Origin of the sequence: Anaerozeibacter quisquiliarum (assembly GCF_051162045.1) — a bacterium.
Lineage (GTDB): Bacteria > Bacillota > Clostridia > Christensenellales > Aristaeellaceae > Anaerozeibacter > Anaerozeibacter quisquiliarum.
In genome coordinates, this window is the sequence record NZ_JBISDI010000001.1 from 201,344 (window position 1) to 224,041 (window position 22,698).

General features: G+C 66.0%; 17 protein-coding genes. 5 read left to right on the plus strand and 12 right to left on the minus strand.

Going from position 1 to position 22,698, the window contains the following annotated elements; genetic code table 11:
- Window positions 1-122 precede the first annotated feature (122 nt).
- From ACH6CV_RS00870 to ACH6CV_RS00890, 5 genes are read left to right on the plus strand one after another with little or no spacing between them, the layout of a single operon-like run.
- Window positions 123-1,592: a DnaD domain-containing protein gene (locus ACH6CV_RS00870; RefSeq protein ID WP_456356262.1), complete on the plus strand. Its 1,470-nt coding sequence runs from the start codon at window positions 123-125 to the stop codon at window positions 1,590-1,592.
- Complete coding sequence (locus ACH6CV_RS00875; RefSeq protein WP_456356263.1) at window positions 1,589-2,542, plus strand: ATP-binding protein; 954 nt, start codon at window positions 1,589-1,591, stop codon at window positions 2,540-2,542. The genes ACH6CV_RS00870 and ACH6CV_RS00875 overlap by 4 nt, the downstream gene beginning before the upstream one ends.
- On the plus strand, window positions 2,542-3,057 hold the full coding sequence (locus ACH6CV_RS00880) for a YbaK/EbsC family protein (RefSeq protein ID WP_456356264.1): 516 nt from the start codon (window positions 2,542-2,544) through the stop codon (window positions 3,055-3,057). The genes ACH6CV_RS00875 and ACH6CV_RS00880 overlap by 1 nt, the downstream gene beginning before the upstream one ends.
- A gap of 50 nt (window positions 3,058-3,107) precedes the next feature.
- On the plus strand, window positions 3,108-5,087 hold the full coding sequence (locus tag ACH6CV_RS00885) for a DNA gyrase/topoisomerase IV subunit B (RefSeq protein ID WP_456356265.1): 1,980 nt from the start codon (window positions 3,108-3,110) through the stop codon (window positions 5,085-5,087).
- Window positions 5,077-7,518 carry a DNA gyrase/topoisomerase IV subunit A gene (locus ACH6CV_RS00890; protein WP_456356266.1) on the plus strand — a complete coding sequence of 814 codons (2,442 nt, stop codon included), beginning with the start codon at window positions 5,077-5,079 and terminating at the stop codon, window positions 7,516-7,518. Before ACH6CV_RS00885 ends, ACH6CV_RS00890 begins: the two co-directional genes overlap by 11 nt.
- A 12-nt stretch (window positions 7,519-7,530) precedes the next feature.
- On the opposite strand, the gene ACH6CV_RS00895 is transcribed toward ACH6CV_RS00890, so the two are convergent.
- The 12 genes from ACH6CV_RS00895 to rplS all read right to left on the minus strand — a co-directional run bounded on the left by ACH6CV_RS00895 (window position 7,531) and on the right by rplS (window position 22,618).
- Complete coding sequence (locus ACH6CV_RS00895) at window positions 7,531-8,157, minus strand: alpha/beta fold hydrolase (protein ID WP_456356267.1); 627 nt, start codon at window positions 8,155-8,157, stop codon at window positions 7,531-7,533.
- An 8-nt stretch (window positions 8,158-8,165) separates the two neighbouring features.
- On the minus strand, window positions 8,166-9,530 hold the full coding sequence (hslU, locus tag ACH6CV_RS00900) for an ATP-dependent protease ATPase subunit HslU (protein WP_456356268.1): 1,365 nt from the start codon (window positions 9,528-9,530) through the stop codon (window positions 8,166-8,168).
- A 3-nt stretch (window positions 9,531-9,533) separates the two neighbouring features.
- Window positions 9,534-10,064, minus strand: coding sequence for an HslVU peptidase proteolytic subunit (gene hslV / locus ACH6CV_RS00905; RefSeq protein ID WP_456356269.1), 531 nt, complete (start codon window positions 10,062-10,064; stop codon window positions 9,534-9,536).
- Window positions 10,061-11,362 carry a methylenetetrahydrofolate--tRNA-(uracil(54)-C(5))-methyltransferase (FADH(2)-oxidizing) TrmFO gene (trmFO, locus tag ACH6CV_RS00910; protein ID WP_456356270.1) on the minus strand — a complete coding sequence of 434 codons (1,302 nt, stop codon included), beginning with the start codon at window positions 11,360-11,362 and terminating at the stop codon, window positions 10,061-10,063. Before trmFO ends, hslV begins: the two co-directional genes overlap by 4 nt.
- On the minus strand, window positions 11,359-13,461 hold the full coding sequence (gene topA, locus ACH6CV_RS00915) for a type I DNA topoisomerase (RefSeq protein WP_456356271.1): 2,103 nt from the start codon (window positions 13,459-13,461) through the stop codon (window positions 11,359-11,361). Before topA ends, trmFO begins: the two co-directional genes overlap by 4 nt.
- A 39-nt stretch (window positions 13,462-13,500) precedes the next feature.
- Window positions 13,501-14,586, minus strand: coding sequence for a DNA-processing protein DprA (gene dprA, locus ACH6CV_RS00920; protein WP_456356272.1), 1,086 nt, complete (start codon window positions 14,584-14,586; stop codon window positions 13,501-13,503).
- A 4-nt stretch (window positions 14,587-14,590) separates the two neighbouring features.
- Window positions 14,591-16,120 (minus strand): YifB family Mg chelatase-like AAA ATPase, encoded by a 1,530-nt coding sequence (locus ACH6CV_RS00925; protein WP_456356273.1) that lies wholly within the window; start codon window positions 16,118-16,120, stop codon window positions 14,591-14,593.
- Between the two features lie 167 nt (window positions 16,121-16,287).
- The gene (locus ACH6CV_RS00930) at window positions 16,288-20,289 is read right to left on the minus strand and encodes a phospholipid carrier-dependent glycosyltransferase (RefSeq protein WP_456356274.1); all 4,002 of its coding nucleotides are present in this window, start codon (window positions 20,287-20,289) and stop codon (window positions 16,288-16,290) included.
- Between the two features lie 88 nt (window positions 20,290-20,377).
- On the minus strand, window positions 20,378-20,731 hold the full coding sequence (locus ACH6CV_RS00935) for a YraN family protein (protein WP_456356275.1): 354 nt from the start codon (window positions 20,729-20,731) through the stop codon (window positions 20,378-20,380).
- Window positions 20,728-21,357: a ribonuclease HII gene (locus tag ACH6CV_RS00940; protein ID WP_456356276.1), complete on the minus strand. Its 630-nt coding sequence runs from the start codon at window positions 21,355-21,357 to the stop codon at window positions 20,728-20,730. Before ACH6CV_RS00940 ends, ACH6CV_RS00935 begins: the two co-directional genes overlap by 4 nt.
- Before the next feature lie 11 nt (window positions 21,358-21,368).
- On the minus strand, window positions 21,369-22,220 hold the full coding sequence (ylqF, locus tag ACH6CV_RS00945) for a ribosome biogenesis GTPase YlqF (RefSeq protein ID WP_456356277.1): 852 nt from the start codon (window positions 22,218-22,220) through the stop codon (window positions 21,369-21,371).
- Window positions 22,221-22,276: 56 nt separating this feature from the next.
- Window positions 22,277-22,618, minus strand: coding sequence for a 50S ribosomal protein L19 (gene rplS / locus ACH6CV_RS00950; RefSeq protein ID WP_456356278.1), 342 nt, complete (start codon window positions 22,616-22,618; stop codon window positions 22,277-22,279).
- Window positions 22,619-22,698 lie beyond the last annotated feature (80 nt).

Here is a 22,698-nt window from a genome sequence, read left to right on the forward strand (position 1 = left end):
TCCTCGGAATCATACTCTGATTATTATAATAAGCCGTCGGGCGAAAGTCAAAACATTTGCGCGGCGCACGCGTTTGTGGTAGAATGTGTGTTACCGATCCCATTATTTTGGAGGCCTGCCGCATGCCCTTTTGCGCTTTTTCGAGCAATTTTGCCCTGTACGACGTGACGCCGGTGGAAAACCTGTTTCTGCTGGAGTACATGCCCTATGCCCGCGGCGACTACGTACGGGTGTACCTGTACGGGCTGATGCTGTGCCGCCACAGCGCGGCGGGCGACTCGCTCGACGTGTGCGCGCGCGTGCTCAACCTGTCCCCCGACAAGGTGCTCGAGGCCTTTCGCTACTGGGAACAAAAGGGGCTGGTGGTGCGCATGAGCGACCAGCCGCCCTCGTTTGCCTATCAGAACGTGCGCAGCGCCATGCAGGTCGCCGCGCCCGACGATGCGGTGTACGTCTACGGCGAGCTCAACAAGCGGCTCGAGGCCATCTTCGGCAACCTCGAACGCCGCCACCGCGAGGCCGCGGTCGACTGGGTGGAGGAACTGAAGCTTCCGGTCGACGTGGTGGTCGAGATGGCCCGCCAGGTCGACCGCATGCTGACCGAGAAGAACGGCGGCAAGCAGCGCCCGATCAACTACGCGTTCGCCGCGCTCAAGGACTGCGCGCTCGACTGGGCGCGCCGCGACATCCGCACAGTAGAAGCCGCGCACGCCGAAGCCCAAAAGGGGCTGCCGCCCTACCTGGCCGCGCGCAAGGTGCTCTCATCCTTCAACCTGCGCCGCAACCCCACCGCCGCCGAGGTGGAACTGGCCGCCAAGTGGCTGGGCGAATGGGATTATACCGAGCAGGCGATTGGGGCCGCGCTCACCGAGGTCACCAAGACCGCCAACCCCTCGTTTGCCTACCTCGACGGCATACTCCGGGGGCAGCGCAGCCGCACGCATTCGGCCGACGCGCGCGAGGAGGTCAAACGGCTGCTCGAGGCGCTGGGCGCGTCCTCGCGCGCGCCGACCGACGCGCTGATCGAATCCTACGAGACGCTGCTGTCGCAGGGCTTCGCGCCCGAGACCATCCTGCGCGCCGCCAACCTGTGCAACGCGCGCGGCCGGCGCACGTTCGAGAAGCTGACCGACGTGCTGTCGAAGTGGCTGAGCGAGGGGCTGACCACGCCCGACGCGGTGGATCAGTACCTCGACCGGCGCGCCCGGCTGCGCAAGCTGACGCTGACCGTGTTCGAAAAGGCGGGCATCGAGCGCGAGCCGACCGACGCCGACATCGACCAGACCCAGGAATGGCTTGGGTTGGCCGAGCCCGAGCTGATCGAGTGCGCCGCCGAGCGCGCGCGCGGGCTGTCGCTGCCCGCCCGCTCGATCACCAAGCGCCTCAAGGAATGGGCCGCCGCGGGCATCCGCGATGTGGAGGCCGCCCGCGCGTTCAAGCGGCCGGGCGCACGGCCGGGCACACCGGCAGCCCCGGGGGCGGCGACCGCCCGCAACCCGGCGCTCAACTACGAGCAGCGCAACTACGACGATCGGTTCTTTGAAGCCTACTTTGCCGACGTCGAGCGTTCGCGCAGGAAGGACGAAGCATGACGCAGGCCGAGGCCATCCAGGCGCTCGAGCGCGCATACGCGCAGCGGCGCGCGGAAAACGAGGCCGACCGCGCCGAGCGCCTTAACGAGGCGCGGCGGCTGTCGCCCGCCATCGCCCATCTCCAGGGCGAAATCGCGTCGGCGCTTTCCGAGGGCGCGCGATCGATGCTGTTGCCCGGCGACGCGCGCGCCGCAGCGCACGCGCTGAAGGCGCGCGTGGGCGCGCTCAGCGGCGAGATATCCGCCCGTCTCAAAGGAATCGGCCTGCCGCCGGACTACCTCGACATGCGCTACCGCTGCCGGGACTGCCGCGACACCGGCTACGTCGGCGACGCGCTGCAAACCCGCTGCGCCTGTTTCGAGCGGCAGCTGCTGACGATGCAGTTTGAGCGCGCCCAGGGGAACGCCGAGCACCGCTTCGAGCGCTTTGATCCCTCGATCTTCCCGAGCGAGGCGCAGCGCGCGCAGGCCGAAGGGGCCCGCGCGATGTGCGAGGATTACGCCCGGCGCGCCGCCGGCGCGCCGCTCAACCTGGTGCTGATGGGCGCGAGCGGCCTCGGCAAGACCTTCCTGCTGGACAGCATCGCGCACCTTTTGGTCGAGCGGGGGCATCCGGCGCTGATGGTCACCGGCTTTCGGATGTTCGAGGCCATGCGCGCCTATCACCTAAGCGATGACAGCGGCGCGTTTGAGCAGTTGCTTGAGTGCCCCTGCCTGCTGATCGACGACCTGGGCACCGAGCCGATGTTCAAGAACATCACGGTGGAGTACCTGTTCACCTTGCTCAACGAGCGCGTCGCCGCCCGCCGCCGCACCGCCATCGCCACCAACCTCATGCCGGTACAGCTGATCGAGCGCTACGGCGAGCGCGTGGTGTCGCGGCTGCTCGACCGGCAGGCGGCCGAGGTCGTCCGCCTGACCGGCGAGGACTTGCGGCTGAGGAAGAGCTGATGGACGAAAAAGCGCAAATCTACGCGCGGCTTACCGCGCTGGGCCTTCGCTACGAGCGGGCCGGGCACGCGCGGGCCGAAACCATGGAGGATCTCGCGGGCGTTATGCGCTTGCTCGACTGCGTGATCCCCAAGAACCTGTTCCTGACGCCGCGCAACCAGTCGGCGTTCTATCTGTGCCTGACGATGCCCAATGCCGCCTTCCACACCGCCGACATTTCAAAGCAAATCGGCTCCGCCCGGCTGAGCTTCGGCCCGGAGGATCGGCTGATGCAGTATCTGCGCACCTACCCGGGCGCGATCAGCCCGATGGGCCTGATCTTTGACGAGCCGCGCGCGGTGAACCTGCTGGTCGACGAGCGCCTATTCCCCCTGCCCCGCCTGGGCTTTCACCCCAACGACAACCGGGAAACGCTGGTGCTGTCGGGGCGTGATTTCTTCGAGGTCTTCCTGCCCTCGACCGGCCACGCACCGCGAGGCGTGATCCTTTCCAATCCCCCGAATTTGCAATTTTAATCCAATCTGTGGTATGATAATATGTTGAATTCGCTATTTGGGGGATTGACATGGCTAACAGCTATACGGCAAGCGACATCACCTTGCTCGAGGGGCTGGATGCGGTGCGCATGCGGCCGGGCATGTACGTCGGCTCGACCGGCTCGCGCGGGCTGCATCACCTGATCTGGGAGATCGTCGACAATGCGATCGACGAGGCGGCCAACGGCTATGCCACCGAGATTCAGGTGACGCTCAAGAGGGACGGCTCGTGCGAGGTGTATGACAACGGGCGCGGCATTCCGGTGGACATCCACCCGCAGCTGGGCATCTCGGCGGTCGAGGTGGTCTACACCCAGTTGCACGCCGGCGGCAAGTTTGACAACAAGAATTATGAATACTCAGGCGGTCTGCACGGCGTGGGCGCGTCGGTGGTCAACGCGCTCTCGCGCTGGCTGGTGGTGGACGTGTTCCGCGATTTCAGCCATTACCAGATGCGTTTTGCGTCCGTCGAAGACCCGAAGGCCCGCAAGATCCACTCGGGCCAGCCGCAGGGCGCGCTTCAAAAGGTCGGCAACACCCGCAGGCGCGGCACGCTGGTCACCTTTCTGCCCGACGAGCGCGTGTTCGAGGAGGTCGTGTTTGGCGGCGAGATCGTGCGCCGGCGCATCCGGGAGCTTGCGTACCTGAACCGGGGCATCTCGTTTAAGTTCACCGACGAGCGGGTCAAGGACGTCGAGCAGCGCACGCGCGAATACCGCTACGACGGCGGGCTCGAGGATTTCGCCCGTTACCTGACCAGCGACAAGAACCCGGTCGGCGAGCCGATTCTATTCGAAGGCCGACGCGAGGGCGTGTTCCTGCGCGCCGCGATCCAGTACACCGACTCCTACACCGAGAACCTGTTCTCGTTCGTCAACAACATCCCGACCGCCGAGGGCGGCACCCACGAGACCGGCTTCAAGGCGGCGGTGACCCGTGCCTTCAACGACTACGCGCGCCGCGTGGGCGCGCTCAAGGACAAGGACAACAACCTGTCGGGCGACGACTTCCGCGAGGGCATGACCGCCGTGATCGCGGTAAACGTCAAGCAGCCGCAGTTCGAGGGCCAGACCAAGGGAAAGCTCGGCAACACCGAGGTGCGTCCCGCCGTGGAAACGATCGCGCTCGAGCAGCTGAACCTGTTCTTCGAGGACCTCAAGAACCAGGAGCAGGCGCAGCGCATCGTCGAAAAGGCGGTGCAGGCCGCCAAGGTGCGCGAGGCGGCGCGCAAGGCGCGCGACGTGGCGCGCGAGAAAAACAGGCTCGAGGCCGCGCCGCTGGTCGGCAAGCTCTCAAGCTGCACCGGGCGCGACGCTTCAAAAAACGAGCTGTTCATCGTGGAGGGCGACTCGGCCGGCGGCAGCGCCAAGCAGGGGCGCGACCGGCGCTTCCAAGCGATCCTGCCGTTGCGCGGCAAGCCGCTCAATGCCGAGAAGAAGCGGCTCGACCAGGTGCTGGCCAACGAGGAGTTCCGCTCGATCATCACGGCGCTCGGCACCGGGATCGGCGAGGACTTCGACCTCAGTCATCTCAAGTACGACCGGGTGATTATATTGGCCGACGCCGACCAGGACGGCGCGCACATCCGCGCGATTTTGCTGACCTTCTTCTTCCGCTACATGAAGGAACTGGTGGCGAGCGGTCACGTCTACATCGGCATGCCGCCCTTGTACAAGTGCGCCAAGGGCGACAAGGTGATCTACTGCTACGACGATAAAGAGCTCGAACGCGCCACCAAGGCGCTCGGGCGGGGCTATACGATCCAGCGCTACAAGGGCCTGGGCGAGATGAACCCCGAGCAGCTATGGGAGACCACGATGAGCCCTGAGCGGCGCAAACTTATGCAGGTGACCATCGAGGATGCCACCGAGGCCGAGCGCATGGTGACCGTGCTGATGGGCGACAAGGTCGATCCCCGGCGCGAGTACATCACGCAGCACGCCAATTTCAATAAGGAAGACCGCTTCATCGAGCACGTGACGTTGGGAGGCGAGGCGCATGGCGAATAAGAAGACCACTCCGCCTATTCCGCCGGTCGGTGAGGTGATCGTGCAGCGCGCGATGGAAGACGTGATGCACGATTCGATGATGCCCTACAGCGAGTACGTGATCCTGGAGCGCGCGCTGCCGCGCGTCGAGGACGGGCTCAAGCCGGTGCAGCGGCGCATCCTGTACACGATGCACGAGCTGTCGCTGACGCCCGACAAGCCCCACCGCAAGTGTGCGCGCATCGTGGGCGACTGCCTGGGCAAGTACCACCCGCACGGCGATACCTCGGTCTACGACGCGCTGGCGCGCATGGCGCAGCCGTTTGTGATGCGGGGGCTGCTCGTGGACGGCCACGGCAACTTCGGCTCGATCGACGGCGACAGCCCGGCCGCGATGCGCTACACCGAGGCGCGGCTGACCCCATTGTCGATGGAGCTGCTGCGCGACATCGACAAGGACACGGTGTCGTTCCGGCTCAACTTCGACGATACGCAAAAGGAGCCCGACATGCTGCCGGGCCGCTTCCCCAACCTGCTGGTCAACGGCGCGAGCGGCATCGCGGTGGGCCTGGCGACCAACATCCCGCCGCATAACCTGGGCGAGGCGATCGACGCCGTGGTCGCTCAAATCGACAAGCCCGATATCTCGGTCGAGGGCCTGATGCGCTTTTTGCCCGCGCCCGATTTCCCGACCGGCGGCGTGCTGCTGAAGGGCGACGAGTTGAAGACCGCCTACGAGACCGGGCGCGGCAAGTTGCAGGTGCGCGCGAAGGTCATGATCGAGCCGGGCAGCGCGGGCCGAACGCTGCTGGTGATTACCGAGATGCCCTACCAGGTGGGCAAGGCGCAACTGCTCGAGAAGGTCCTCAGGCTGTCCGAGGAGAAGAAGGCGCTGCTCGGCGGCATCTACGACATCCGCGACGAATCCGACCGCACCGGCATGCGCGCCGTGATCGAACTAAAGCGCGACGTCGATCCCGAGAAGACGCTGAACGCGCTGTACAAGTACTCCGACCTGCAGGTGACCTACGGCGTCAACATGGTGGCCGTAGCAAACGGCAAGCCCATCCAGATGGGCCTTAAACAGATGATCGGGCACTACATCCGCCACCAGAAGGACGTGGTCACCCGCCGCACCCGCTACGAATTGGAGCAGGCGCGCGCGCGCGCCCACATCCTCGAGGGCCTGATCGTCGCGGTGGACAACCTCGACGAGGTGATCGCGCTGATCCGCGCGAGCAAGACGCCCAAGGAAGCGCGCGAAAAGCTGATGGGCCGCTTCGCGCTCTCGGAATTGCAGGCGCAGGCCATCCTGGACATGCGTTTGCAGCGGTTGACCGGCCTCGAGATCCTGTCGCTCAAGCGCGAATACGAGGAATTGACGAAGCTGATCGATCGTCTGGAAGCGATCTTGAAGAGCGAAAGGAAATTGCTCGATGTCATCAAGGGCGAGCTCGCCGAGGTCAAGGCCAAGTACCGGGAGCCGCGCCGCACCGCGCTGATCGACCAGCCCGACCAGCCGATCGTGATCGAGGAGGAGCAGCCGGCCGCGGAAGAGACCTACGTGCTGGTCACGCGCGCCGGGTTCGCCCGCCGCATCGCCCCGCGCACCTGGGAGCGCTTTGTACAGTCGGGCGAGGCGCTCGAGCCGCCGCTGTTCTTCTTCAAGGCCGAGACCGACTGGAAGCTGCTTTTCATCACCGACGCCGGTCAGTGTTATCCCCTGACCGCCGCTCAGTTGCCCGACGCCAAGCCCAAGGATCGCGGCTTGCCCCTCGCGGGGCTGCTGGCGGGGCTGGAAAAGGACGAAAAGCTGATTCAGCTGATCCGGCTTCCGGAAAACGCGGAGGGCAACCTGTGCTGCGTGACCGAGGGCGGGCTTATCAAGCGCACGGCGCTTGGCGAATACGCGGTGCGCAAGGCGCGCTACGCGGCGCTCAACCTCAAGGGCAGCGACCAACTGGCGGTCGCGTTCGTCGAGCGGGCCGAGGAAAGCATGCTGCTGGTCACGTATCAGGGCATGGCGATCTGCTTCGCGATATCCGAAGTGCCGATCACCGGGCGCGCGACCGCGGGCGTCAAGGGCATTGCGCTCTCCCCCGGCGACAAGGTGATGGCGGCGTTCACGCACGACGCGGCCGGCGAGGTGCTGATTGCCACCGAGCGCGGCTGCTTCAAGCGCTGCCTGCTGGTGGACTTCGATCCCCAGGCGCGCGGCGGCAAGGGCCTTAAGTGCATCCAGTTCCAGAAAAACGGCGCCAACGGCCGGCAACTGGTCGCCGCGCTCCGCGTGACCGATCCGATTGACCTGGTGGTCGCCCAGCACAGCGGCACGTTCACGGTGATTAACTCCGAATGGGTCAAGCTCGAGCTGCGCGAAGGCCGCGGCCAGCCGATGGTGGTGGCCGTGCTCGACGACGTGGTGACCGATGTGGGGGTAAAATCGGTGTAATACCAAATAACTTCAGCGCACCTCTGCCCAGAACGCGCGCAGCGCGTCGCTCAACGCCTCCGGCGCATCGCGGTTGACCTCGTGGCCGGCGCCGGGCAGGTATTGCAGCCGCGCGCCCGGGATCGCTTGGGCGAGGCGCCGCGCGGCCTTGCGGTTGGGCGCGTCTCTTTCGCCGCACAGCACCAGCGTTGCGCAATCGACGCGGGCCAGTTCGCGGCTGAAATCGAGCGCCGCCATGCTGCCCATCAGGGAAATGACGCCGCCTCTGCCCATGGGAAACTGCTCAAACGCGGCAGCCGGCATCAGCCTGAATATCAAATTCTGCGCCGCCATCAGCGCGCGGGGCATCTTGAACTGCGCGCCGATCAGCGCGAGCGACCGCACGCGGCCCGGATGCTCCAGGCAGTAGTTGAGCGCCAGAATGCCGCCCAGCGACAGTCCGCACAGGTTGAGCGGCTCCGGCAGTCCGTCGCAGTACATAGCGAAAGCGCGGTAGAGCTCAGGATAGGCAAAACCTCGCTGCCCCGGCAACGCATGGATGTCGGGGCAGTCGATTTTGCAATCGGCGCGCAGCGCATCGATCACCGCGCGCCAGCTTTGTGCGCCTTGGCCCAGGCCGTGAGCGATTACGCAGGGCATGTTTTCACCTACAGGATGTACTTCTTCAAATCCTGTTCCTTGTAGTCCTCGTCCAGCTGGCGCTTGACGTAGCTGTCGTCGACGCGCACCTCGGTCTCGGGGGCGTCGCCGCCGCCGGCGTTGAAGGCGATGTCGTTCAGGATCGACTCGAGCACCGTGTGCAGCCGCCGCGCGCCGATGTTCTCGGCGTTTTCATTGGCCACCCAGGCGAACTCGGCGATCGCGTCGAGCGCGCTGTCCTCGAACAAAAGCTCCACCTTGTCCACCTTGAGCAGCGCCTGATACTGGCGGATCAAGGCGTTTTCCGGCTGCACCAGGATGCTGCGGTAGTCCTCCCTGGTCAGCGGCTTCAGGTTCACCCGCACCGGGAATCGGCCCTGGAGTTCCGGGATCAGGTCGGTCACCTTGCTCACGTGGAACGCGCCCGCGGCGATGAACAGGATGTGCGTGGTCTCGACCGGGCCGTACTTGGTGTGCACGGTCGAGCCCTCGACGATCGGCAGGATGTCGCGCTGCACGCCCTCGCGCGACACGTCGGGCCCGTGGCCGCTGGACTTGCCCGCCACCTTGTCGATTTCATCGAGGAACACGATGCCGTCCTGCTCGGCGCGGCGGATGGCTTCGGAATACACCGCGTCCATATCGATCAGGTTCTGCTCGGCGTCGGCGGTCAATATGCGCCGCGCCTCGCGCACCTCGACCTTGCGCAGCTTGGTCTTCTTGGGCAGGATCGAGCCGAGCACATCGCCGACGGCCACGTCCATGCCGGGAATCTCGGTCTTGGGCATCACTTCCTCGACCTCGACCTCGACCAGCGTATGCTCGAGTTTGCCCGCGCGCAGCTGCTGCTCCACCTCGCTCGACTTGGCATCGCGCAGCATGCGCTCCTCGCTCGACAGTTCGGGCTCCTTGGGCTTATTGCCCAGCAGGATGTCGATCGGATTGGCCGCCTTCTTGATCGGGCGGGCGATCAGGCTGACCAGCTTCTCCTCGGCCTGCTGCTCGGCCTGCTGCCGGACCCGCGCGATGTGCTCCTCCTTGACCAGCCGGATCGAGGCTTCGATCAGGTCGCGCACGATCGAGTCCACGTCGCGCCCGACGTAGCCCACCTCGGTGAACTTGGTGGCCTCGACCTTGACGAACGGCGCGTCAACGAGCTTCGCCAGCCGCCGCGCGATCTCGGTCTTGCCTACGCCGGTCGGCCCGACCATCAGGATGTTCTTGGGGGTGACCTCGTCGCGCAACTCCTTGGGCAGCTGCGAGCGCCGGTAGCGGTTGCGCAGCGCCACGGCGACCGCGCGCTTGGCCTCGGCCTGGCCGATGATATAGCGGTCGAGCTCGGATACGATCTGCCTGGGCGTCAATGTACTCATGCTTTACACCTTCTCCACGGTGATGTGGTCGTTCGTGAACACGCAAATCGACGCCGCGATCTCAAGCGCCTTGCGCGCGATCTGCTCCGCAGGCAACTCGGTGTTGCGCAGCAGCGCCTTGGCCGCGGCCAGCGCGTAGCCGCCGCCCGAGCCGATCGCCAGCACGCCGTCGTCGGGCTCGATCACCTCGCCCGTGCCCGACACCAGCATCAGGTTGTCCCGATCGGCTGCGATCAGCATGGCCTCGAGCTTGCGCATCGCCTTGTCCATACGCCATTCCTGCGCCAGCTCCACGGCCGCGCGCGGCAGGTTGCCGGCGTACTGGGTCAGCTTCTCCTCAAATTTCTCCGACAGCGCGAACGCGTCGGCCACTGTGCCCGCGAAGCCCACGACCACCTTGCCCTCGTAAATTCTTCGCACCTTGCGCGCCCCGGCCTTCATGATGGTCTTCTCGCCCGAGGTCACCTGGCCGTCGCCCGCGACCGCGCACTCGCCGTTGCGCCGCACGGCGCAGATCGTCGTACCCCGTATCATAGCGTCCTCCCCAACTCGTCGATCGCCGCGAGCGCGCGCTGCGCGAGCAGCTCATAGCGGTTCTTTTTCCCCTTGACGCGCGCGTCCGGCGGCGTCAGGATGCCAAAATTCGCGTTCATCGGCTGGAAATCCTTCGCAGGCGTACGCACATGCGCCTCGAGCGCGCCGATCACCGTGCGGCCGTCGAGCGCGATCTCCGCCTCGCCCTTGAGCCGCTGCGCCAAGGAAAGCCCGGCCACCAGCCCCGAGGCCGCCGATTCCACATAGCCCTCGACGCCGGATAACTGCCCCGCGAAGCGCAAAAGCGGCCGGTCTTTGAGCGCGTAGTTGCGCGTAAGCACGTCGGGACCGTTCAGATAGGTATTCCGGTGCATCACCCCGTAACGCGCAAATTCCGCGTGCTCAAGGCCGGGGATCATGGAAAATACCCGTTTCTGCTCGCCCCACTTGAGCCGGGTCTGAAAGCCGACCAGGTTGTAGCGCGTGCCCGCCGCGTCGTCCTGCCGGAGCTGCACCACCGCGTAGGGCATCTTGCCGGTGCGCGGATCGGTCAGCCCCACCGGCTTCATGGGCCCGAAGGCGAGCGTCTGCCGCCCGCGCGAGGCCAGGATCTCGACCGCGAGGCAACCCTCGAACACCAGCTTCTTTTCAAAACCGTGCGGCTCGCTCAATTCGGCCGACGTAAGCGCGTCGTAGAACGCGCCGTATTCCCGCTCGGTCATCGGACAGTTGAGGTAATCGTCGCCCTCGCCCCGGCCGTAGCGCGACGCCGGAAACACCTTGTCCATGTCGAGCGAGTCGCGCATCACGATGGGCGCGACCGCGTCGAAGAAGTGCAGCTGCCTAAGCCCCGGAAGCTCCGCTATGGCCTCGGCCAACGCGCCGTCGGTCAGCGGCCCGGTCGCGACGATCGCGGGCGGCTCGGGCAGCCCCGTGACTTCCTCGCGCATGATCTCGACCAACGGGTGCTCGCTGAGCCGCCTCGTCAGAAAATCCGAAAACACCGCTCGGTCGACCGCCAGCGCGCCGCCCGCCGGTACGCGCGCCGCCCGCGCCGCCTCGAGCACCAGCGAACCGAGGCGGTCCATCTCGGCCTTGAGCACGCCCGAGGCGCTCGTCAAATGCTCGGCCTTGAGCGAGTTGGAGCACACCAGCTCGCCGAAACCGGCCATCTGATGCGCGGCAGAGAAGCGCGTCGGCTTCATTTCAATCAGTAAAACCTTCACCCCGCGCCGCGCCAGCTGCCACGCGGCCTCGCAGCCCGCGAGCCCCGCGCCCACCACCGTCACCTTTGTCAATCGTCCGAATCCCCCTGGTTGGATTCAACCAGCACGCGATTGCGGCATTGCTCGTTCACGCACACGTGGTATATCTCGCCCTTGCGCCCGCGCTTTTGCACCATGCGGCTGCCGCAGGCGGCGCAGACTTCCGTCACCGGCAGATCCCAGCTGACGAACGCGCAGTCGGGATAGCGCTCGCAGCCGTAGAACTTGCGCCCTTTGCGGCTGATGCGCTCGAGCAGCCGCGCGCCGCACTCGGGGCAGGGCACGCCGATGTCCTTGAGCAGCGCCATCGTGTGGCGGCAATTGGGAAAGTTTGGACAGGCCAGAAACTTGCCGTAGCGTCCCATCTTGTACACCATCATCGCGCCGCACTTCTCACAGGGCACGTCGCTGACCTGATCCTCGAGCGACACCTTCTCGATCGTCGCCTCAGCCGCCTCGAGCGAGCGCTCGAACGGGCCGTAAAACTGGGCCACCAACTCGCGCCAGGGCTGGCTTCCGGCCTCCACCTCGTCGAGGCTCTCCTCCATACCGGCGGTGAACTGCACGTCCACGATGTCGGGGAAGTTCTTCTTCATGAGGTCGGTCACCACGATGCCGAGCTCGGTCGGGTGCAGCCGCTTCTGCTCGCGGCTGATGTAGCCGCGCGTCATGATCGTGGTGATCGTGGGCGCGTAGGTGGACGGCCGGCCGATGCCCTTCTCCTCGAGCGCGCGCACCAGCGATGCCTCGGTGTACCGGGGCGGCGGCTGGGTGAACTTCTGCTCGGCGTCGATGTCCGCAAGCTTCGCCGTCATGCCTTGGGTAAGTTTTGGCAACGCCGCGTCCTGCTCGTCCTGCGCGTCGTCGAGCACCTCTTCGTACACCGCGGTAAAACCGGCAAACTTGAGTTTCTGACCGGTGAATCGGAAGGTGAGGTCGCCCCCCTCGATCTCGCAGGCCAGCGTATCATAAAGCGCGGGCGTCATCTGGCTGGCCAGGAAACGGTAGTAGATCAGCCTGTATAGCTTGAACTGGTCGCGCGTGAGCGATCCCTTGATCGCCTCGGGCTTGCGAGCGGCGTCGGTCGGGCGGATGGCCTCGTGCGCGTCCTGGGCGCTCTTGCGCGTCTTGTGCACATTGGGCGTCTCGGGCAGGTACTCCTCGCCGTAGGCGGCCTCGATCTGGGCGCGCACGGCGCCCAGCGCCTCCTCCGAGATGCGCGTGGAGTCGGTGCGGATGTAGGTGACCAAGCCCTGCGTGCCTTCGCCCTCGATGTCCACGCCCTCGTAGAGCTGCTGGGCCACCTGCATGGTCTTGAGCGTGGTGAAGCCCAGCTTGCGCGAGGCCTCCTGTTGCAGGTTCGAGGTGGTGAACGGCGGCGCGGGCAGCTTGCGGCGCTCGCCCCACTTGACCGAGGCGACCGTGAAGCTTAGGGCCTTGATGCGTTCGGTCAGCGCCTCGGCCTCGGCGGCGCTGCGCACTTCAAGCTTCTCGCCGTGCTCGCCGTAGAAACGCGCGCGGAACGCGATGCCGTCCGCCACGAAGTTCGCGCCCAGCAGCCAGTATTCCTCGGGCACAAACTCGTCGATTTCGCGCTCGCGGTCGCAGATGATGGCGGTGGCCACCGACTGCACGCGCCCGGCGGACAGGCCCTTGCGCACCTTGCTCCACAGAATCGGGCTGATCTTGTAGCCCACCAGCCGGTCGAGCACGCGCCGCGCCTGCTGCGCGTTGACCAAGCCCATGTCGATCGCGCGCGACTGCTTGATCGCGCTCTTGACCTCCTTGCCGGTGATCTCGTGGAACTCCACGCGGCAGGGTTCGCTCTCTTCGATGTTCAGCACCTTCGACAGATGCCACGAAATGGCCTCGCCCTCGCGGTCAGGGTCGGTCGCCAGGAAGACCTTGGTCGCACCGCGCGCCTCCTTGCGGATCTTGTCCAGGATATCGCCCCGGCCACGGATGGTGATGTACTTGGGCTCGAAGTCGTTTTCGACGTCCACGCCGATTTGCGACTTGGGCAGGTCGCGCACATGGCCGTGCGAGGCCTCCACATGGTAGCCCTTGCCCAAGAATTTTGAAATGGTGCGCGCCTTGGCCGGCGACTCCACGATGACCAATTTATACGGCATACAGTCCTCCAGCTTTTCGATGGATCCGCAGTTTCCTCATTATATCCGGTATATGCGGCCGGGTAACTGCTTTATTATTCCCCGCAACGCGAGGATTGTCAAGAGCGAATTCAGTTTGCCGCTGTTAAAACCGGTCTCGACGGCCAGTTCGTCGAACGACAGCGCCTCGATCTTAAGCAGCTTAACCAGCTTCGCCTCGTCGGGCTCGAGCGGCGGCAGCCGTTCTTTCACGGCCTTCTCGCCGGGCCGGACGCCCCAGCGGTAGAATTCCAAAATGTCGTAGGCGTCGCGCACCGGCTGCGCGCCGTCGAAGATCAACTGGTTGGGCCCCTCGGAGAGCGGCGCGTAGATCGAACCGGGCACCGCGAACGCGTCCCTCCCCTGCTCGCCCGCCAGCGTCATCGTAATCATCGCGCCCGAGTTCTTGCGCCCCTCCACCATCAAGACGCCCTGCGACAGCCCCGAGATGATCCGGTTGCGCGCCGGGAAGTTGGTCGCGTAGGGCGGCGTGCCCGGCAGATATTCCGAAACGACCGCGCCGCCCGATTCGAGAATCTGCCTGTACAGCGCGTCGTTCTCGGGCGGGTAGATCACGTCGAGCCCGCTGCCCAGCACCGCGATCGTCGTGCCCTCGCCCTGAAGCGCGCCCTGGTGCGCCGCGGTGTCCACCCCGCGCGCCATGCCCGACACCACGGCGACGCCTTCGCGGGCCAACCCCTCGCTGATCTCGAAGGCCGCGCGCTTGCCGTCGCGGCTGGCGCGGCGCGAACCCACGACGCCGAGCGCGCGCGCGGCACGGATGTCGGCCTCGCCGAGCGCGTACAGCGTGGGCGGCGGGTCGTAGATCCCGGTCAGAGCGCCCGGATACTCGTCCTGAAGGCGCGTGATCGAGCGGATGTTCAGCCGCTCGAGCCGCGAGAACAGCGCGTAGAACGCGCGCTCGTCGCGCGCGGCAAGAAGCTGCGCGCCCTGTTTCTCGCTCAGCATGCGCGCGGCCTCGCCCGCATTGTCCCACACCGCCCGCGCGTCGCCGAAGCGCTCGATCAGCGCGTAAAACCGCGTGGGCGTCATGCCGGGGGCGGCCGACAGCCAGATCCAGTACTGCGTCATGGCGTCGTATTCCATGCGTCTACCCCCAGTACTTCTTGTCGAGCGAACGGTACTGCACCGCCTCGGCCACCTGCTCGGCCCCGATCACGTCGCGCCCTTCCATGTCGGCGATCGTACGGGCCAGCTTGAGCACGCGCGTATAGGCGCGGCTCGACAGGTCGAGCCGGTCGCTGGCGGCCTTAATCAGCACCTTTGCGCCCGCGTCCATCGGGCAGTATCGGTTCAGCGCCTGAGCCGGTAGCCGGGCATTGCAGGCGATGTTCTGCCCCGCGTAGCGCGCGCGCTGTACGGCCCGCGCCGCCTCGACCCGCGCGCGCACCGAGGCCGAGCTCTCCTCGGCGGCGCCCTCGGCCAGCCGCTCGACCGCGACCGACTCCACCTCGATGTGCATGTCGATGCGGTCGAGCAGCGGGCCCGACACCTTGCCGAGGTAGCGCTGGATCTGGCCGGGCGTGCAGCGGCACTCGCGCGTGCGCGAGCCGTAGTGCCCGCAGGGGCAGGGGTTCATCGAGCACACCAGCATGAACTCGGAGGGGTAACGCATCTGCGCGTTGACGCGCGTGACCGTCACGAAGCCGTCCTCCATCGGCTGGCGAAGCGCCTCCAGCACGTCGCGCCGATATTCGGGCAGTTCGTCGAGGAACAGCACGCCCTGGTGCGCCTTTGAAATCTCGCCCGGCAGCGCGTTTGCGCCGCCGCCCGCCATCGAGGCGCTGGAGGCGGTATGGTGGGGCGAGCGAAACGGACGCTCGGTCAAAAGGCCGGTCTTCGGCAGCAGCCCCGCGGTCGAGTGGATGCGGGTCACCTCGAGCGCCTCTTCGAAGCTCATATCGGGCAGGATCGTGGGCAGCGCGCGCGACAGCAGCGTCTTGCCCGAGCCCGGGGCCCCGACCATGAGCACATTATGCCCGCCGCTGGCCGCGATCTCGAGCGCGCGCTTGGCGCCCATCTGCCCCTTGACGTCGGCGAAGTCGGCGCTGGACACCCGCTCGCCGAGCAATTGCCGGTAGCTGACCGGCACGACCGGTTCGAGCGCGCGCTGTCCGCCCAGATGCGTCACCACCTCGCGCAGGTGGCGCGCGGGCAAGAGCGCGATGCCCGACACGCAGGCCACCTCGCGCCGGTTGTCCTCGGGCAGAATCAGCGCCTTGACCCCCAGCGCGCGCAGTGCGATCGCCATCGGCAGCGCGCCGCGCACCGAGCGCAGCGAGCCGTCGAGCGACAGCTCGCCCACCAGCGCCACCTCCTCGAGGGCGGTCAGCGGCAGCCGGCCCTCGGCCGCGATCACGCCCAGCGCGATCGGCAGGTCGAAGAACGGCCCCTCCTTTTTCTGGTCGGCCGGGGCCAGGTTGACGGTCAGCCGGTCGTCGGGAAAGCCGTAGCCGCTGTTCTTGAGCGCGGCGCGCACCCGTTCGCGCGACTCCTTGACCGCCGCGTCGGGCAGGCCCACCACGTCAAACATCGGCATGCCTGCGCTCAAGTTGACCTCGACCCGCACGAGGAATCCCTCGATGCCGGTGAGCGCGCAGCTGTTGACCGTCGCCAGCATGCGTGAACCCCCTCCCGTAGGGGCCGATGCCCGCATCGGCCCGCCCCCTTGAACCCCAGGTAACCGCCGATTAAAGCACACGCGCGGTGGTGAAGTAAATTCCCGTCAGATCGCGCATGCAAAAGCCGAAGGCATAGCAGCGCTGGTCGGGATAGATCAGCGCCTGCCTAGTAATTGTGCCAATCGAACCAACGCAGGTACTTCACGTATTCGCGCGGCGCGGGCAGTCCGGACAGCAGCGGGAAGAACGCGATGAACATGAAAAGCGCCGCGCCGCAGTAGACATACGCCGTGATCTTGTAGGCGCGCATGCTCCGCTTGCGCACGCTCTCGAACACCGCCACCGTCGCCAGGATGATGAACGGCACCGAGGCGAAGTAGTGGTAGATGAACGTGGAGCGCGTGACGAACGCCCAGGGCAAATACTGCGACAGGAAGCCCACCACGATGAACAGGCAGCGCCGGTCGATCTGACCGCCCGCGGCCAGCCGGCCAGAGAGCCGCCCCAGCAGCCGGAACCGGCCAGACGGGCGGGGCCATTCGTCCCGTCCGCCCGCGAACAGCTTCACGGTCACCCACAAAAGCGCGAGCAGACCGCCCCACCACACGACCGGGTTGCCCATGCAGGAGATCGACGACACCATGCCCTCCGCCAGGTACGCGGTGCCCGAGTAGTACCACATAGGCTTGACGATGAGCGGCCATTCGATCGCGCGCGACGAAAAGCCGTGCTCGAGGCCCGGCCCCGAGTGGTAGCTAAACATCGCCTGCTGCGCGGCCCACACCTTTTCCACCGACAGCCCGCCCGTCGGCTGCATGTGCCAGTAATACGTGAAGTAGTAGATCGCGAGCGGCACCGCGACGAAGAAGATCAGGCATGTGAACAGCGTGATGACGGTCGCGCGAGCGAATTGCTTGACCGCGCGCTGCGCCACACGCCGCCCGTCCATGTCGAGCGTGCGCAGGTTTTGCTTGGCGTAGCGATACTCGCGCAATCGCGCCCAGAGCGTGAAGAAGAAGATACAGGCAAGGCCTAAAGCGCCGTAGATCCCGATCCACTTGACCGCAATCGCCAGCCCCATCATAAGCCCCGACAGCATCAGCGGCAGCAGCGTACGCCACAGCTTCTGGTGGTAGAAACTCATCTGCGCGTAGCGGAACATAAACAAATACATCATCATGATGAAGAACACCGCGATCGCGTCGAGCGTCGCGAAGCGCGACTGCGTAAAGTGCATCGCGTCCGCAGCCAGCAGGAACGCCCCGATCAGCGCAAGCGTCGACTTGCGGAACAGCTGCTTCGCCATGAGGTACATCAGCGGCACCATCAAAACCCCGAACAGCGCCGGCACGAACCGCCAGCCAAAGGGCGTCATGCCGAACAACCGGATGCCCAGCATAATCAGCACCTTGCCCAGCGGCGGGTGGGTGGTCTCGTAGGGACGCAATCCCTTCAAGTGCTCGTAGGCGGTGCGCCCGTGGTATATCTCGTCGAAGTACATGCCGTTGTAATACGACGGATAGGGCGGCACCGTCTGCTGCTCGTCGATCAGCGCGGTCGGGTCGCTGGCCTCTTCGCCGCCGCCCAGGCTGTACACCGAAGCGATCGGCAGCGCTTTGCCTTCCGGGCTCAGAAACGCCACCTCGCCCAGCAGCAGGCCGGGCCGCTCGGCGGTCAGCTTTACGTAGCGCGCGGTCTTGATCGGGTAGCGCTCGTCCTCGAGCGAGCGGAACCGGTCGTTCTCGTCTCGTTCGCCCGCCTCGTACCACAGCCAGCGGTACATCTGCCCTTCGGCGTAGTCGGCCAGGCGCTTTTCCGACCAGACTTTGGCGTCGTCGGACATCTGCACCATAAAGCTCGAAGAACAGATGCCGCCGAAGTAGGTCAGCCGGAAGGCGCGCACCTCGCCCAGGTCGAAGGTGATCTCCTCGCCCGCGGCGGTCGCGCGCCACTGCGTCTCGGGGGCCTTCAGGCTGCCGAGGTTGGTGAACGCCATGAAGGCGTATACCAGCGTCAGCACGCTCATGAAGGCGTAATCGCGCCTCTTGAGGTTGAGCCGCGCGTCGCGGGGTTTGAGCAGCGCCTCCTGTACGGCGGCCGCAGCCCTTTGCGCCCGCCGCTCCTTGCCGCGTTCGGGCCTGTACACCCGCGTAAAGCCCATCGTGCGGCCTGTTACGCACATCTCCCAACCCGTCCAGGCCAACGCGCCCGCCGCCAGCAGGTTGATCGTTGATACCGCGCCGTAGAGCATCTGCCGCCCGTCGTTCATCAGGTATCTGTACTTGAGCACCATCGCCACGTTGACAAACTGGGTCATGCTGAGCACCACGAACAGGATCAGCAGCCGCGCGTCGCGGTCGAAGGCGTAGGCCATGAGCAGCATCACGAGCGCCGGGTACAGGTAGCGCTCGTGCATCATCGGCGCGAGGGCGAACAGGAGCGTCAGCATCACCGAGCCCGCCAGGAACAGCTTACCCCGATCCTTGGCGCGCGCGTACAGGAAAATCGGGTAGGCGACGGCCGCGAGCGTCATGAGCTTGGAAAACAGCGCGATCGCCGGCACGGCGTCCATCCCGCACCAGTTGAGCCCCATCAGCATGTAGAGGTTGCAGGCGTTGACGGTCATGTGGGCATAGTGCGCCATCGTGCCGCCGTACAGGCTGATTAGGTAGCCGATCGGCCGAAGCGCCGCCGGCAGGTCGATCGTCACCCGATAGCCCAGCGCGCCGAACGACAGCGACTCGGGCAGCAGGTTCGCCGGCAGTTTTGCCAGGAACGGCAGCGCCACGAGCAGCGCGATCCCCAGCGCCAGCAGCAGCGCCGAGAGCAATTGAAGCGCCAGCCGCCCCTTCTGCTCGCTCTCGTTAAGCTCCACCACCAGCATCACAAGCCCGAGCGGGGCCAGCATCAGCGCCTGAGGCTTGGTGAGCACCGCCAGCGCGAACACCGGCAGCGCGACGATCCAGCGCCCGCGCGCGGCGTACAGCATCGAGATAATCAAGAGAGCGGTCAACACCGAGTCGACCTGCCCCCAGGCGGCCGAATTCAAGATCGAAGCGGGGTTGAACGCCATCAGCGCCGACAGCGCCAGCGCCAGCCGCTCATGAAGCGACCGGCTCGCGGTGCGGTAGATGAAAAAGGCGGCCACCGCGTCCATCAAGATGGGCGCGAGCTTTACGATCAGCCAGGCGAGCGGGCCGTCTCCGAGCGCCAGACCGCGCAGCAGAGCGCCGGTCGCCCACAGCACGTACAGGTAGCCCGGCGGGTAGTCGCAGAAGGCATCCTTCGCATAGAAGCCGCCGGGGCCGCGCTCGGCCATGCGATGAGACCAGCCGATGAAGCAGTTCATGTCCACATCAAAGCCGCGCACAACCGCCGCGATCGCCAGCCGCACCGCCAGCGCAGCCAGCGCGATCAGCAAAAACGACCGGATCGGCGCTGCGGGCGGCTCGAGCGGCGTTTGCCGGTAGAGGCCGCGCAGCAAAAGCGCCGCCGCCGCGGCCGCAAAGAGCAGCGCTATGCCGATGAACAGCGCGCTCCACGGCGTCTCCCGCGGGATTTGCGACGCCTCCGGCTCCTCTTTGGCGGGCGCGATCGTCGCAAAGCTCACGACATTCCCGACGGCCTCGGCTTCGTCGATTTCCACCATCTCGATTTCATCAAACCAGGCCTCGCCCACATTCAGCGATCCGTACCCGCCGAGCCGCATAAGCACGGCGAGCTCGTATTGATCGGGCCCGGTGCGTCCGGTCAGGCTCAGGTCGCGCCACGCGCCTTGCGTGTCGTACACCTGCTCGGAAGAAGCGAAGCTGTTGTCGATCGACAGCCCCGCGCCCGCCCGATCGCGGTCCGCGCCCGACGCCTTGACCTTGGCCGTGATCCGGTAGCAGGTGTCGGGCTCCACGTCGACCGTCTGCAGGAAGCGCGCGTCGTTCTCAGAGGCATTGTGAATGTGCAGCGCCCGCCCGCCCGCGAACCCGTCGGGCGATACGGTGAGCGCGCTGACCCCCTCGTCCCAATGCCACATCGCGGCCGTCCATGCGGCCGGCGCTCCGTACGCATCGACCGCTTCCAAGCCGCCGTTTTCCAGCAGGTTTTCGCTCGCCAGCGCCGCGCGGCCGATCAATAAAAGGATCAGCGCGAAGCCCAGCATCCATTTCTTGTTCATAAACACCCCTAGTGTCCCGACACAGCCAACCCTTGGGTTTTGCGCAATTGTCAGTTACTTTCAACGCAATCGGGAAAAGTCCTTCAATTTAACGAGATTTTGCGTAAAAGGCGGCGCGCATGTGGCGGATATCGCCGCCCATGACCTCGATCACGTCAAAGCGCACCCGGGCGTCGGCGAGGCGGTTGCTCTTCAAATACCACGCGGCCGCGCGCGCGATATGCGCTTGCTTGCGCGCTCCGACCGCCTCCGCGCCCCGACCGTAGCGCGCGCCGTCGCGGCGCTTGACCTCGACGAACACCGTAAATCCCTCCATCTGGGCGACCAGGTCGATCTCGCCCATCGGGCAGCGGTAGTTGCGCGCGAGGATGCGCGCTCCGCGCTCGTTCAGGTAGGCCTCGGCCAGGCGCTCGCCCTCCGCGCCGTACTGACGCCGGTTCACGGACGTTCTCCCAGGATGCCCCCAATAAACGAGCGCCGGTGCGCCGGACAGGGGCCGACGCGCCTGAGCGCCTCGATATGCTCGGGCGTGCCGTAGCCTTTATTGCGCGCAAAGCCGTATTCAGGATAACACGCGTCGAGCTCCACCATCCAACGGTCGCGCGTGACCTTCGCGATGATCGAGGCCGCCGCGATCATGTAGCTCGTCGCGTCGCCGTGTACCAGCGCCTTCTGCCCGCCCGGCAGGCGCAGGTGCCCGAGCGCGTCCACGAGGAACAGCGCGCCCCGCGCGCCCTCGGCGCACTTCTCCATGCACAGCCGGGTGGCCTCGAGGATGTTGATCCGGTCGATGTCTTTGGGCTCGAGCCGCGCCACCCGCACGTAGTCGGCCGCCCCGATCAACAAATCGTACAGCGCCTCGCGCCGCTTCTCGGACAGCTTCTTCGAGTCGTCGACGCCCGGCACCAGCTTATCCGGCGGGATGACGACGCAGGCGGTGACCACCGGCCCGGCGAGCGGCCCGCGCCCCACCTCGTCGATGCCCGCCACGGCCACCCCCTCGGCCCACAACGCCCGCTCGATCCGCGTCAGGCGCTCCAGCTTTTCCTCGGCGCTTTCTCTGGGCATATGGCTTCCCCCTATGCTTTTGGCAACTCCAGCGTTACCCGCCCCACCTTGCCCGCGCGGAATTCGTCGAGCACCAGCGCGGCGGCGCGCTCGGTGTCGAAGCGCCCCTGCGACAGCAGCCAGCCCCGGCCCTTGCAGGCGGCCTCGAGCAGCTCGTGGCCGGGCGCGTCCAAAGCTATGTCATGGAGTTTGAACCGCGCGCGCGCGGCCGCCTCGTCGATGGCCATCAGCCGCTCGAGCAATTGGCCCGCCAGCTCCTCGCCGTCCATGATCTGATCCTTGATCGAGCCCAAGAACGCCAGGTCGCGCGCCAGATCCTGGTCGCCCAGCTTGGGCCAGAGCAGCCCGGGCGTGTCCAGCAATTCGAGGTACGGCCCCACCTTGACCCATTGACTGGCGCGCGTCACGCCCGGCCGGTCGGCGGCCTTGGCAATCGCCGCGCCGTTGAGCCGGTTGATGAAGCTCGACTTGCCCACGTTGGGGATGCCGATCACCATCAGCCGCACCGTCTTGTTGACGCCGCGCGCCTTCATGCGCTCGACCGCCGGCTTCACCGCGCGCTCAATCGCCGCGAGCACCTCGCCGGTCCTGCCGCCGGTGCTCGTGAATCTGAGCGCCGTTTCACCCCGCGCACGCAGGTGCGTAAGCCACCGATTTGTGGCGTCATCGCTCGCGAGGTCGGCCTTGTTGAGCACCAGCACGCGCTGCTTGCCGCGCGTCAGCTCCATCAGGTCGGGGTTGCGCGTGGCGTCGGGGGCGCGCGCGTCGCATAGCTCGATCACCGCGTCCACCACCTTGAGCTGCCCGGCGAGCAGCCGCCTGGCGCGCGCCATATGGCCCGGGTACCAGTGGATATCCGGCATGTTGCCCTCCCGATAACAACAAAGGCCGCACTATGTGCGGCCTTTTGTAAAAGTACTTACTTTTCCTTGACCTTGGCTGCCTTGCCGCTGAGCTTGCGCAAGTAGTACAGCTTCGCGCGGCGAACCTTACCCTTGCGCATGACCACGATGTGGTCCAGGCGCGGGGAATGCAGCGGGAACGTGCGTTCGACGCCGATACCGTAGGACATGCGGCGCACGGTGAACGTCTCGCGGGCGCCGCCGTTGCGGCGCGCGATAACCACGCCTTCAAACGCCTGCAGGCGCTCGCGCGAACCTTCGACGACCTTGACGAACACGCGCACGGTATCGCCGACGGCAAACGCGGGAAGATCGGAACGCATCTGCGCGTTCTCGATGGAGCGAATGATCTCATTCATGAAATGGCCCTCCTTTCCCTGCGAAGCGTTCATGCCGGCACACCGACAGCGGACCGCCCGATTTCACAAAGCTAAGTCTA